Origin of the sequence: Streptococcus parasanguinis ATCC 15912, assembly GCF_000164675.2 — a bacterium.
Lineage (GTDB): Bacteria > Bacillota > Bacilli > Lactobacillales > Streptococcaceae > Streptococcus > Streptococcus parasanguinis.
Map to the genome: position 1 here is coordinate 978,674 of NC_015678.1, position 13,293 is coordinate 991,966.

Below are 13,293 nucleotides of genomic sequence, written 5' to 3' on the forward strand. Positions count from 1 at the left end.
AGGTAGCTTTGATTTCTAATTAAAGTGAGTTAACATCCACTTTGATACCAGGACCTTGAGTAGTAGTCAAAGTCAAGCTAGTTACGTAAGTACCTTTAGCTGTAGCTGGTTTTGCTTTTTGGATTGTGTCGTTGAAAGCTTTAAAGTTTTCAACCAATTTAGTATCATCGAATGAAACTTTACCGATGATCGCTTGAACGATACCTGCTTTATCAGCACGGTAAGTGATTTTACCACCTTTAGACTCTTCAACTGCTTTCGCAACATCCATTGTTACTGTACCAGTTTTAGGGTTTGGCATCAAGTTACGTGGTCCAAGGACACGTCCAAGACGTCCAACAAGAGCCATCATGTCAGGTGTAGCGATAACAACGTCGAAGTCCAACCAACCATCGTTGATTTTCGCAACAAGGTCATCTTCACCTACGAAGTCTGCACCAGCAGCTTTTGCTTCTTCAGCTTTTGCACCACGTGCAAATACAAGTACGCGAGCTGTTTTACCAGTTCCGTTTGGCAATACCATTGCACCACGGATTTGTTGGTCAGCTTTTTTCACGTCGATGTTCAAGTTGTAAGCAACTTCTACAGTTGCGTCAAATTTTGCAAAATTAGTTTCTTTTGCAAGAGCTACAGCTTCTTCTACGCTGTATGCTTTTGTGCTGTCGATTTTTTCAAGTGCAGCACGAAGTTGTTTGCTTTTTTTAGCCATTTTATCTTTCTCCTTGTAATGTGGTCATATCGATTTTCATCTCCCACGTCACTCGTCTCATGATCAAGTGTATTGCGGGCAAATAGGATTGTTACAATTAGTCAGTAACAGTGAATCCCATAGAACGAGCAGTACCTTCGATCATACGCATTGCAGACTCAATGTTTGCAGCGTTCAAATCTGGCATCTTAGTTTCAGCGATTTGTTGTACTTGTGCACGAGTTACAGTTGCAACTTTCGTTTTGTTCGGTGTACCTGAACCTTTTTCAACACCTGCAGCTTTTTTCAAAAGAACAGCAGCTGGTGGTGTTTTTGTAACGAAATCGAATGATTTGTCTTCATAAACAGTGATAACAACTGGGATGATCATACCAGCTTGATCAGCTGTACGAGCGTTAAACTCTTTAGTGAATCCCATGATGTTGATACCTGCTTGACCAAGCGCTGGACCAACCGGTGGAGCTGGAGTAGCTTTACCAGCAGGGATTTGCAATTTTACAAGTTTTTCGACTTTTTTAGCCATTTCTTAAATCCTCCTTTGTGGTTTTGGCGGTAATTACAGATTTTTACCTCCCACAAGTATGCTTTGTGCATACCTTTCTATTATACACAATTTCTCTTTTTTTGCAAGAAAAAATTAAAATATAGTAAACTTTTTTTCGTTTTATGATAGAATGAAGCTATGTTAATCAAAGTTGCTTCTGTATTATTTATTTTTTTAACGCTGATTCTGAGCGGCATCATTGTTCATCTCTTTAAACTCCAAAAAAGAGGATGGCGATCTACCGATATTGCCTTTCCTTTATTTGCCTTGGAGTACTACCTGATTTCAGACAGCGCCTTTTACCACAGCCTCTTACCGCTGCTAGCCTTGAGTCTTTCGCTTTTGGCCTTGGGGCTAACGATTTATTTCTTAAAAAAGAAAAAGAGTTTTTATTATCCGAAATTTATCAAATACTTCTGGCGCGCTGGATTTCTGGTCACCTTCTTGCTCTATCTGATCTTAACCGCTAGTTTGTTTATCTAATACTGAAAAGAGGCTGGGACAAAAGTCCTAGCCTCTCAATTATTTTTGGATTGTCGAGCAAGACGCAGTGGTTGAGTGGGCTCTACTACGCTGATTTCATCAGCTTTTACAGCCCTACTCAACTGTGCGGAGGTGGGACGACGAAATCGAATTCTAACGAATTACCGATTTCTGTCCCACTCTCTTTTTTTATTTTTTCCGATGAAAGAACCAGCCCACTAGTTTTTTGAAGACTTGAATCAAGATGAGAGCAAGAACGGCCATGATGGCGCAGATAAGCAGCGTTTGAAGTCTCAAGGGGCTCATGTTGAAGAATCTACCTAGGATACTACTTGAAACCAGGAAGGCTAGGATATTTCCTAGAAGAACCAGTCTCTTGTAGTGATTGATAGGCTGGGATTCTTGGTAGATAATGGTAAAGCCGACGAAGGCCATCAAGCAGATGGCTGCACTTGAGAGCTCTTCCGATGTCATACCAAATGCTGAAGAGAGCAATACCAAACTGAAGATCAGTATAAAATCCGTCAAGGCAGCAGGTAGCGCATTTTTAAAGACCGTTTCGATAAAGCGCCCTTTGATGCGCTCGCTATTGGGCTCAAGCGCTAGGAAGAATCCTGGAATCCCAATCGTAAAGCCACTGATCAAGGACATCTGCGACGGCATGATGGGATAGGTAAAGGCTAAGAGCGTCACTGAGATAGCCAACAAAATAGAAAAGATATTCTTGATCAAAAAGAGACTGGCTGATCGTTGAATATTATTGACCACCCGTCGCCCTTCTGCCACGATGGACGGCATCTTCCCAAAGTCAGAATCCAGTAAAACCACTTGCGCCATCTTTTTGGTCGCATCATTTCCAGATTCCATCGCAATACTACAATCCGCTGTTTTGAGAGCCAGAATATCGTTGACGCCATCTCCAGTCATGGCGACTTTATGCCCCTTTGCCTGCAAGCCTTCTACAAGGCTTTTCTTTTGCTCTGGTGTCACTCGTCCAAAGACCGTATATTGACTCGCCGCTTGGTGCAAATCTTCTTCCGTCAGTAAGGTTCTGGCATCGATTAGATCCTCTGCTCCTTCAATGCCTGCTTTTTGTGCAATAGCTGAGACCGTAGCTGGGTTGTCTCCTGAAATGACCTTAATAGTCACTCCTTGTTGTTTAAAGTAGGCGAAGGTTTCTTTGGCATTTTTTCTCAACGGATTGGAGAGAATAATCCAGGCCACCAAGTCTACAGGAGCCTCTAAAGTCTCTCTCAGGTGATCTCCCCGATATTTCCCAAAGGCCAAGACCCGATTGCCTGCCTGAGTAGCAGGAGCTATCTCTTGTTCAAGCTCAGAAAAGCCCTCTCGTAAAACAAATTCTGGTGCCCCTAATACATAGATCCCAGATTCAAAGGCAATGGCCCCATATTTTTTCTTGGACGTAAAGGGCTGAATGTCGAGAGCCTTCCATGGCTGGCTTACTGGTGTCTTGTGAAATTTTCGGATGGCATCCATGGTATCGTTTTGATCCATACTAGCCTCTACATACTGAGCTAGAGCTTCCAAGTCTTGAGCGTCTTTAACTGGACGAATCGCTGTCACTTCCATACCTGGCTCTGTAATAGTCCCTGTCTTATCGACACAAAGGACATCCACGCGCGATAAGGTCTCAATCCCCTTCATGCTATTGAGCAGAACCTTTTCCTTGGCTAATCTGACAGCCCCCAGAGCCAGTGCCAAGGTCATCAAGAGATACAAGCCTTCTGGAATCATCCCGATCAAGGCCCCGACTGTTGAAGTCACACTGAGCTTGAGGCTATCGCCTAGGCTGATATAGCTACGAAGAAAAAGGAGCGAGCCTAGCGGAATGATAAGGAGACCAATGATCCCCACGATTCGGTTGACCGCATGGACCATATCGGACTCCTCATGAGACTTGACCTGCTTGGCTTCCAGGCTCAATTGGTTGATGTAGGACTCGTTCCCAACTTTTTCCAATCGCGCCAGTCCTTGACCAGCGATCACAAAACTACCTGACATGAGTGCGTCTTGCGCTCCTTTTTTGACCTCATCAGCTTCACCTGTCAATTGCGATTCATCGACTTTTAGCTCACCCTCCAGCAAAATCCCATCCGCATAGATCTGGTCTCCAGCTTGAAAGCGAACTAGATCGCCCTCCACCAGCTGGTCGATAGGTAGAGCGACTTCTTTTCCTTTGCGAAGAACGATCGCTTCACTCATATGCAGAAATTGCATCTGACGCAAGATCCGTCGAGAGCGGACTTCCTGCACAATTCCAACCAAGGAGTTGACCACGACAATCGGGACAAACAAGAGATTGTTCCAAGACTTCACTGCAACCAGCAAGAACGCTAAGACCAGGAAAATCAGATTAAAGTAGGTAAAGACATTATCTCGAATGATCTGCCCAATACTTTTTTCTGTCTTAATCGTGACCTTATTTTGCTTGCCCTCTTGGATCTTTTTCGCTACTTCTTCCTGACTGAGTCCTTCTAATCTAACCATTGCTTTCCTCACTCATGTATTTCCAAGGGCAATCCTTCTGGATCGAAGAAAAATGCCATCTTCTTGCCATCAAAGTCATCATAGCGAAGGCCTGTATTCTCAATACCTAGCTGATCCAATCTAGCTAGATAGGTCTCTACATCGTCCACTTTAAAGGCCAGATGACGCAGTCCCGCATGCTCGGGCAAGGGGAGCTTAGGCCGTACTGGGGCCGTCGGTTTGATAAAGAGTTCTAAAGTCAGCTCCCCCTGGCGGAGATTGATCAAGATATCTCCGCGTTCGGGACGGTCATACTCACTGACAATCGCAAAGCCCAACTGGTCCACATAAAAGTGCAACATGGCGTCGCGATCCCGTCCAATGATGGCAATATGATGAATCGTGTCTAACTTCATCTGGTCCTACTTTCTATTTTCTATAAAAAGAAAAGGGAGTGGGGCATATGCCCTTTTTCCCTATCCTTATGATTGTTGCAATACTTTTCGAGGCTTGGTCCCTTCAGCTGGTCCAATCACACCCGCTGCTTCCAACTCTTCCATGAGGCGAGTCGCCCGATTAAAACCAACCGATAAGCGGCGCTGGATCATCGAAGCACTGGCTTTTTGGGTCTCGATGACGAGCGCTTTGGCCTCTTCAAAGAGTGGATCGCCTTCGTCTGAGCCACCCATACCTCCATCAAAGTCTGACTCAGATACTTCACCTGGATCGAAGGCATCATCATAATCCGCTTCAGCTTGTTCTTTGACGAAGTTGACAATCCGCTCCACATCATCATCAGAGATAAAGGAGCCCTGCAGACGGATCGGATGATTTTCATCGATCGGTTTAAAGAGCATGTCTCCGCGACCGAGCAATTTCTCCGCTCCATTTTCATCCAAGATGGTCCGTGAGTCGGTCCCGGATGATACCGCAAAAGCGACACGGGAAGGCACATTGGCCTTGATCAAACCTGAGATAACGTCAACCGATGGCCGTTGGGTCGCCAAGATCATGTGGATCCCTGCTGCACGCGCCTTCTGTCCAAGGCGAATAATAGCATCTTCCACTTCTTTACTTGCGACCATCATCAAATCTGCCAACTCATCGACAATGACCACGATCAATGGAAGGGGCACTTGCTTCATCTCAGACTGGGCATTGTACTCAGCTACCTTGGCATTAAAGCCAGCAATATTACGAGCACCCACTTTCGAGAAGAGCTCATAGCGATTTTCCATCTCATCAACGACCTTCTGCAGGGCTCGACTGGCCTTACGTGGGTTGGTCACAACCGGAATCAAGAGGTGTGGAATATCATTGTAGACAGAAAGCTCCACCATCTTTGGATCGACCATCATAAACTTGACTTCGTCCGGACGAGCCTTCATCAAGATACTCGAAATAATCCCATTGACCGCTACTGACTTACCAGATCCAGTAGAACCCGCTACCAAGAGGTGGGGCATCCGAGCCAAATCAAAAGTCCGAGCTGAACCATCTACAGCCTTCCCAAGAGGAATCTCAAGGAGTTTAGCCGGGTCTGTTTTGGACTGCTCCCACAATTCACGGAAGGAAACGGTCGCAATCTCTGAGTTGGGCACTTCAATCCCGACCAGAGACTTCCCTGGAATCGGTGCTTCAATCCGCACATCCTTGGCTGCTAGAGCCAAGGCCAAATCATCTGCTAGGTTCGAAATGCGATTGACCCGCACACCGACAGCTGGCTTGACTTCATATTTGGTAACAGAAGGACCGATTTCTGCCCGCTCCACTGTCGCCTTGATATTGAAGCTTGCAAAGGTCTCTTCCAAAATGCGGATGTTCTGGCGAACGATGTTTTTCTCTTTTGATTGATTTTTCGGCTTGTCAGGTGCGAAGAGATCAATGGTTGGAAGCTTGTATTGAAGCAATTCCTTAGGTGTGAAATCCACTTGAACTTCTTCCCCATCGTCCTCGAATTCTTCGGCTACTGGAAGCTCTTCGTACGCTTCAGGCTCTTCAGGCCATTCTTCATCTGGCAGGTAGATTTCTGGTGTTGCCGGTGCAACAATTTCTGCTTCTGGGAAAGACTCTGTGAACGGCTGCTCCGCCAGCACCTCTCCCGTTTCAGGATCTACAGGATGCCCTTCCATTGAAAGGGGAGTTGGAAGAACTGCACTTGCTTCTTCTTGCTCTCTTTCAGCTGCCACAGCTTCCTCAGCAGCTCTCGCTTCCTTTTCAAGGAATTTCTGTTCGCGACGTTCTTTGCGTTTTTCCATAGAAGCATGGAAGGCTTCCGACCCCTTTTCAAACAAATCATAGATGGAGTAAGGACTCATCAAGAGAATCCCCAATCCAATAAAGAGAAGGCCAATAAAATAAGAGCCAATATTTGAAAAGAGGAAGGAAATCGGAGCATAAAGAAGGGCACCGATCATACCACCACCAGCAAAACTCTCCACTCGCAGATGAATCAGATCTGCCATGATTCTTGAAAAGGTGACCTTGATCCCATTATTGTCCAAATGAAGGGAGGATACAAAGAAGGCCTGAAACATCAAGAGAAGCCCAGCAAAGAAGCTTAGGAATCCTGAAATCACCCCTTCGTGTTTGTCCAGCCATTTAAAGGCATAGAGGTAGAAAAAAGTCGCTAAAATAGCCAAATAGGCTAAACTTCCAACAAAGAGTCGGATTAAGTTGTAGGCCAAGACCCCTACTGCTCCCAATTTCAAGGCCGCAAAAACTAAAACCAGACTAATGAGAATGGTCGCAATCATGCGATGAATCGCTTTTTTTCTTTCTAATTCTGCTTTGGACAGTCGTCTCGTCGACCGTGTTTTTTTCGATTGATTATTGTTTGCCATAACCTTTATTATATCACAATTCCAAGCCAGTTCTCTAGTAAAATCATTTCCGAACATTTGCAGCATAAAGCAAAAAAAAACAGCACCGAGTGGGTACTGTTTTAGATGTTTTTCTTAGGGTGGCGGTCAATGATGGCTTGATAGTCTTTCAGCGCTTGCTTTCCTTTGTCCGTCAACTGGTAACCCCGAATTGTGAACTGCTCCGCCAGTTCTTCCTCCGTAAAATGTTCAGCCAAAGCTTGGTTCAAATCGGCCGATTTCATCTTGGACAAACCCGCGACTCCCTTCTTTTTGAGAATGGCTTTTTTCATGGTCGCATTGATATGGTCCAATGAATCAAAAGCTGATTCAATAAAAGCATAGCCCTTGTCCACCAAAGCCTTCAAGTGTTCCGAAGCATGAATCCCATAGGTGTATTCAAAATACTTGGGAAACCAAGTCTCTGTCGTAAACGTTCCAAAATGGATCCGCCACAAGAGAATGATATCCCCTGCAAGCAAGCCATCTCGAAGGAGCTCCATATTTCGTTTGGAAACAGGTTTTGGATCTAACAACCAAGCTTCTAAATCTCTCTCAGGCGAAATATAGGGTTTCACCTCGTGATCGGAGTAAAATTTTTCTAGTATATCTGAAATAGTAGGCATCCTTTTCATCTTTCTTTTTAAAAAAACTAGACTGTATCCTTACCAATCTCTTTCAAGATGAGTCCATTCCGCAAACTCTTGATAGGTCTCTAATACCTTGGTTTGCTTCTCACCATCATTACTTTCATTTGTTCCAATCACTTCTAATTTATCTTGACCAAGTGGTGCAAACCAATGCCTAAGCATTTGGTAGGATTCTTCAACTGATATTTTTTTCTTCCGAAATGCCACTACCATTTTATCTTCTTTATTAGCCTTTCCTAACTGAATAAACTTAGGGTAGTCCTTTTCAAAGTTAATACAGTCACAATACGGATAAGAGAAGATAAAGAAATCACTATCGTTATAAACATTGCTATTATTGATGGCGTCTCCAAGTGATGAAGAATTATAACTAGTAGGATAATTTGTTCTGAAGAGTTCTTCTGTCGTTTCACCCACTATTTTGTTGGTAGTCAAGTCCATTTTAACAGTGATTTTGTTCTTTTTTTCATAATGTTGGAGTTTTAATAACAAATACTCCTTCCCATCTTCGAGTATGATGGTCCCTTGATTTTTTAAATAAAAGTTTTTATCATAATTCTTAACAACTTGGTAGAGATCAACCTTTTCAGGTTTCTTATCTAGATAATCTAAATCATAAACAATCGCATGCCAAGTCCACCCTTTTTTGGGTTCTTCATCTATTCCTTCGTTACTTGCAGTCCGTGTTTTTAAAACTAAATAACGATCACCAATTGATGCCCATCCACTAAAAGTAATGAAATTTTTAGATGCTCGAAAGGAGATAACTCGTTTCTCTTTATCAAGATAGTGTAATTCTTTGATCGATCCCGCATCATACCGTTCTCATTTTACTTTCTGTTCATTTTTTTGAACGTTTAAATTTTTCTTATAGACAATCATAGAGATAGATAGAATCGATATTAGAAGTAAAACTACAATTTTCCATTTTTTCATCTTCTTGCTCCACCTTTTTGATAAGTAATGACTAACGTTTTGCCTTTTCTAAAGAGGCTACTCATATAATTTTTTATACGTTCATTTTCCAATAAATCAACTTACCTCCCATCATACCGAATTTTCCATCTCTACGCAAGATCCTTCTTAATTAGTGATTTAGTCCAAAAAGAAAACACCCTCGTGGGTGTTAGCATTAATAGACTGAATCGCAATATCATCTTTTAAGTTTTACTTTTCTACCACTATCTAGTCTAAAGACGTCAGCAGACTATTTCCCACTATACCGACGATCACAATGAAGACCCCTAAAAATCCTAGTGGGGTTGGGATCTGATCTCCCAGAAAGAGACAGCCTCCAAATAAGGTGAAGAGGACCTCGCCGGCCTGGGTAGCTTCAACAACTGCTAACTGCTGATGGTTGTGTTTCACCAAGTTGGTTGCTTCAAAGAAGAGCATGGTCGCGATAACTCCTGAAAATACAGCTACGATCAAGGATTGGAGCATTTGCCCACCTGATGGCAAGCCTGCATCAAGTCCTGCAAAAACGGATAAGAGCAACCAAAAAGGAACACTCATTAAGGTCATCCCAAAGACCCGTTGGGTCGTTGACAATTGCTCTCCTTTACAATGAGCCAGCATCTTGCGATTTCCTAACGGATAGGAAAAAGCAGCGATCAAAATTAAGATACTAGCTCGCACCACGCCTTCTCCGAGACCTCGTCCAAAATATGGAATTTGAATCAATACGATTCCTAACAAAATCAGCAAAGTCATTCCTAACTGTTTTCTTGGAATCTTTTGGCCAAAAAGTGGGGTCAGAAGGAGACCCGCTAAAATCGTAATCTGCCAGGTCGCAGCCACAAACCATGATTCTCCATAGATAGAAGCCATCGATAAGGGCGCATAAAAGAGACCAAAGCCGACCGTACTCCAGAGCAACCAAGTCCACGGGGCTCGTGCAATTGCTGACAAGACACCCTTCAACTCGCCTTTCTGCCAAACTAAAACAGCCATCATGGGCAAACTAAAAAGGTAGCGCAAACTAGCACTCCACATCCAGGAACCACCTGCCAGGTTCATGCTTCGATTAAAAATAAAGGTAAATGCAAAAAAGAGAGCACCTAGGATACCAAACCAAAGGGCTCTCGCAAAATGTGATGATTTCATTTTTTGATGATCGTTCTCCTGTAGTCATCCTATTATACAGGAATTCGGAAATACTTTCATCTATTTTCTGCAAATTTTCAGAATAGTGTTTTCGCCTTAAATTTTATCCAGATTTGAAAGTATCGCAAAATTAAGGTACAATAGAAAAAGACAACTATGTTGGAAAGGAAGAATATGAAAAAATTAATCGCACTACTATTATTTTCCGGCTTGGCTTTAACAGCTTGTTCGTCCAATAAAACAAACGCTAACTCTTCAAGCTCAAGCAAAGAAAAGACAGAGCAGACAGCAACTTCCAGCTCTAGTGAAAAAGATCAAAAGAAAATTGAAGAAGAACAAAAGAAATTAGAACAACTGCGCAAAGATTTTAACGATGCCATGACCAATGAAAATGCCGTCTTCCCACAACTCTCAACTGATGTGGCTGAAGACGAAGCAGAGGTTAAAATCACAACAACTGAAGGCGATATCACTGTGAAGCTCTTCCCTAAATATGCGCCCCTTGCAGTTGAAAACTTCTTGACCCACGCAAAAGAAGGCTACTACAATGGCTTACTTTTCCACCGTGTCATTAACAACTTTATGATCCAAACTGGGGATCCTAAAGGAGACGGTACGGGTGGCGAATCTATCTGGAAGGGCAAAGACAAATCCAAAGATTCAGGTACTGGTTTTGAGAATGAGTATTCTCCATACCTTTACAACCTTCGTGGAGCCCTTGCCATGGCCAATTCTGGTCCAAATACCAATGGTAGTCAATTCTATATCAACCAAAATAAGGATGATATTTCAAGTAAACTTCCAACTGATCGTTTCCCAACTAAGATCATCGATGCTTATAAAAATGGTGGAAATCCAACCCTTGATGGTGGCAACTACACTGTCTTTGGCCAAGTGATCGATGGCATGGATGTGGTCGATAAAATTGCATCTGCCGAAACTGATGATAAGGACAAACCAAAAACAGACATCAAGATTGAAAAAATCGAGATTTTAAAAGACTATAATTTCAAAAAATAATGAAAAGAGAACCGAGAGGTTCTCTTTTTAAGATATTGATAAACATTTTACATAAAATTAGCTAATAGATTCATTGTAAAAAAATGAATTCTAATTTTTTAAGTCATTCATCTACTGAAACTTTCCGCCGTGAGCAAAGTGAGGCTGGGACAAAAGTCCTAGCCTCTCAATTATTTTTGGATTGTCGAGCAAGACGCAGTGGTTGAGTGGGCTCTACTACGCTGATTTCATCAGCTTTTACAGCCCTACTCAACTGTGCGGAGGTGGGACGACGAAATCGAATTCTAACAAATTACCGATTTCTGTCCCACTCTCACTCGGAATTATTGAGACCTTAGGCTCAATAATTAGTCATGGAACTTCGCAGAAGTTCGCTGACGTCCGTACTCACCTAAGGAAAGTTTCTAAGAAGAATCTGAAAAGAGAACCATGCGGTTCTCTTTTTGTCTTTACGTCAATTCATTAAAGTCCCAGATTTGGTCCATCCAGCCTTCATAGAAGTCTGGCTCGTGGCAAACCATGAGGATCGATCCCTTGTACTCTTTCAGAGCCCGTTTCAATTCTTCTTTGGCATCCACATCCAAGTGGTTGGTCGGCTCGTCTAGTACCAAGACATTATTTTCACGATTCATCAAGAGACAGAAGCGTACCTTGGCTTGCTCTCCACCGGATAACACCTGGATTTGGCTCTCGATATGTTTGGTGGTCAAGCCACAGCGGGCAAGGGCGGCACGAACTTCTGCTTGGTTGAGAGCCGGAAAGGCATTCCAGACTGCTTCAAGCGGTGTCTGGCGATTGCCACCTTCGACCTCTTGCTCGAAGTAACCAAGTTCTAGGTAATCTCCCCGCTCTACTTCTCCAGCAATCGGTGGGATGATTCCCAGCAAGCTCTTCAAGAGAGTGGTTTTCCCGATCCCGTTAGCTCCGATGATGGCTACCTTTTGATTGCGTTCAAAGGTTAGGTTCAAAGGCTTGGTCAAAGGACGGTCATACCCAATCTGGAGATCCTTGGTCTGGAAGATAAAGCGACCAGGAGTCCGGGCATTTTTAAATTCAAAGGATGGCTTTGGTTTCTCACTTTGCAACTCAATGAGTTCCATCTTGTCCAGCTTCTTCTGACGAGACATGGCCATATTCCGTGTAGCCACACGCGCCTTATTGCGGGCTACGAAATCTTTCAAATCAGCAATCTCTTTTTGCTGGCGCTCATAAGCCGCTTCCAATTGCGATTTCTTCATTTCATAGACTTCAAGGAATTGGTAGTAGTCTCCTGAATAGCGGGTTAACTGCTGATTTTCCACATGGTAGACGATGTTGATCACATCATTCAAGAAAGGAATATCGTGAGAAATGAGGACAAAGGCATTTTCATAATTTTGCAAATAGCGCTTAAGCCAATCGATGTGCTCTGCATCCAAGTAGTTGGTTGGCTCGTCCAAGAGAAGGATATCTGGTTTCTCAAGTAAGAGTTTGGCCAAGAGGACCTTGGTCCGTTGCCCACCTGACAAGGAGGTCACATCCGTATCCATGCCAAAGTCCATGACCCCAAGAGCACGCGCCACTTCATCGATCTTGGCATCCAAGGTATAAAAATCACGACTTTCTAGACGCTCTTGGAGTTCTCCTACCTCTTCCATCAGAGCATCGACATCGGCTCCCTCTTCCGCCATGGCCATATAGAGGTCATTAATGCGAGCTTCAGCTGTGAACAACTCATCAAAAGCGGTCCGTAAGACATCGCGAACTGTTTGTCCTTCTTCTAAGACCGAATGCTGATCCAGGTAACCTGCCGTCACATACTTAGACCACTCCACCTTTCCTTCATCAGGTTGCATTTTACCTGTCACGATACTCATGAAGGTCGATTTCCCTTCACCATTGGCCCCGACAAGACCGATATGCTCTCCCTTTAACAAACGGAAAGACACATCCTCAAAAATCGCACGGTCCCCAAAACCGTGGCTTAAATTTTTCACTTCTAAAATACTCATGCTTGACTCTCTTTCATTGAATTCACTCGTATGATTATATCATCTTCACTGCAAAATGAAAAGGGAGCCCAACTCCCTTTTCTTTTACAAAACTAAGTCTGCGTACGGTTTCCGGTAGCCCACTTGAACAACTTTTTCGTCTTCTACAAGCAGAGGCCGCTTGATCAGCATACCGTCTGAAGCAAGGAGATCCGCCGCTTCTTTCACTGTCAGTTGATCCACCTTATCTTTCAAACCGAGTTCACGGTATTTCATTCCGCTAGTATTGAAGAAAGACTTGATCGGTAGGCCAGATGCTGCCATCCAGTCTTGCAATTCTTGGCTAGTCGGTGTTTCTGTGACAATGTTTTGGCTTTGAAACTCACATTGGAGACCGTCCAATTCTGATTTAGCCTTTCGACAAGTCGAACATTTTGGGTATTCAATAAAGGTATACATCGCT

Annotated in this window: 11 protein-coding genes and 2 pseudogenes; 2 read left to right on the forward strand and 11 right to left on the reverse strand. The window is 43.5% G+C overall.

Features of this window, described 5'->3' with window-relative positions:
* Positions 1-19: 19 nt before the first annotated feature.
* A complete protein-coding gene (gene rplA / locus HMPREF0833_RS04645; protein WP_013903942.1) occupies positions 20-709 on the reverse strand; it encodes a 50S ribosomal protein L1 in 690 nt (229 codons plus the stop codon).
* A gap of 97 nt (positions 710-806) precedes the next feature.
* A complete protein-coding gene (rplK, locus tag HMPREF0833_RS04650; RefSeq protein ID WP_003005369.1) occupies positions 807-1,232 on the reverse strand; it encodes a 50S ribosomal protein L11 in 426 nt (141 codons plus the stop codon).
* A gap of 159 nt (positions 1,233-1,391) precedes the next feature.
* Here rplK and HMPREF0833_RS04655 point away from each other — a divergent pair, with 159 nt between their 5' ends.
* A complete protein-coding gene (locus tag HMPREF0833_RS04655; RefSeq protein ID WP_013903943.1) occupies positions 1,392-1,736 on the forward strand; it encodes a DUF3397 family protein in 345 nt (114 codons plus the stop codon).
* A 189-nt stretch (positions 1,737-1,925) separates the two neighbouring features.
* On the opposite strand, the gene HMPREF0833_RS04660 is transcribed toward HMPREF0833_RS04655, so the two are convergent.
* The 7 genes and pseudogenes from HMPREF0833_RS04660 to HMPREF0833_RS04685 all read right to left on the reverse strand — a co-directional run bounded on the left by HMPREF0833_RS04660 (position 1,926) and on the right by HMPREF0833_RS04685 (position 9,840).
* Positions 1,926-4,244, reverse strand: coding sequence for an HAD-IC family P-type ATPase (locus HMPREF0833_RS04660; RefSeq protein ID WP_041818335.1), 2,319 nt, complete (start codon positions 4,242-4,244; stop codon positions 1,926-1,928).
* Between the two features lie 8 nt (positions 4,245-4,252).
* Positions 4,253-4,639: an SMU1112c/YaeR family gloxylase I-like metalloprotein gene (gene gloA2 / locus HMPREF0833_RS04665; protein ID WP_013903945.1), complete on the reverse strand. Its 387-nt coding sequence runs from the start codon at positions 4,637-4,639 to the stop codon at positions 4,253-4,255.
* A 66-nt stretch (positions 4,640-4,705) separates the two neighbouring features.
* Positions 4,706-6,169 (reverse strand): annotated as a pseudogene (locus HMPREF0833_RS11125) (DNA translocase FtsK); the annotation flags it as partial.
* Positions 6,170-6,312: 143 nt separating this feature from the next.
* Positions 6,313-7,066, reverse strand: a pseudogene (locus HMPREF0833_RS11130) (DNA translocase FtsK); the annotation flags it as partial.
* 101 nt (positions 7,067-7,167) lie between these two features.
* The gene (locus tag HMPREF0833_RS04675) at positions 7,168-7,710 is read right to left on the reverse strand and encodes a hypothetical protein (RefSeq protein WP_041818338.1); all 543 of its coding nucleotides are present in this window, start codon (positions 7,708-7,710) and stop codon (positions 7,168-7,170) included.
* Between the two features lie 39 nt (positions 7,711-7,749).
* On the reverse strand, positions 7,750-8,226 hold the full coding sequence (locus HMPREF0833_RS04680; RefSeq protein ID WP_013903948.1) for a hypothetical protein: 477 nt from the start codon (positions 8,224-8,226) through the stop codon (positions 7,750-7,752).
* Between the two features lie 693 nt (positions 8,227-8,919).
* On the reverse strand, positions 8,920-9,840 hold the full coding sequence (locus HMPREF0833_RS04685; RefSeq protein ID WP_013903949.1) for a DMT family transporter: 921 nt from the start codon (positions 9,838-9,840) through the stop codon (positions 8,920-8,922).
* A 174-nt stretch (positions 9,841-10,014) separates the two neighbouring features.
* Here HMPREF0833_RS04685 and HMPREF0833_RS04690 point away from each other — a divergent pair, with 174 nt between their 5' ends.
* Positions 10,015-10,860 (forward strand): peptidylprolyl isomerase, encoded by an 846-nt coding sequence (locus HMPREF0833_RS04690; RefSeq protein WP_013903950.1) that lies wholly within the window; start codon positions 10,015-10,017, stop codon positions 10,858-10,860.
* A gap of 449 nt (positions 10,861-11,309) precedes the next feature.
* Here the strand turns inward: HMPREF0833_RS04690 and HMPREF0833_RS04695 are convergent, their stop codons facing one another.
* Both HMPREF0833_RS04695 and HMPREF0833_RS04700 read right to left on the reverse strand, forming a co-directional pair.
* Positions 11,310-12,851, reverse strand: a complete 1,542-nt coding sequence (locus HMPREF0833_RS04695) for an ABC-F family ATP-binding cassette domain-containing protein (RefSeq protein ID WP_013903952.1) — start codon at positions 12,849-12,851, stop codon at positions 11,310-11,312.
* An 84-nt stretch (positions 12,852-12,935) separates the two neighbouring features.
* Positions 12,936-13,289 carry an arsenate reductase family protein gene (locus tag HMPREF0833_RS04700; RefSeq protein WP_013903953.1) on the reverse strand — a complete coding sequence of 118 codons (354 nt, stop codon included), beginning with the start codon at positions 13,287-13,289 and terminating at the stop codon, positions 12,936-12,938.
* Positions 13,290-13,293: the final 4 nt, after the last annotated feature.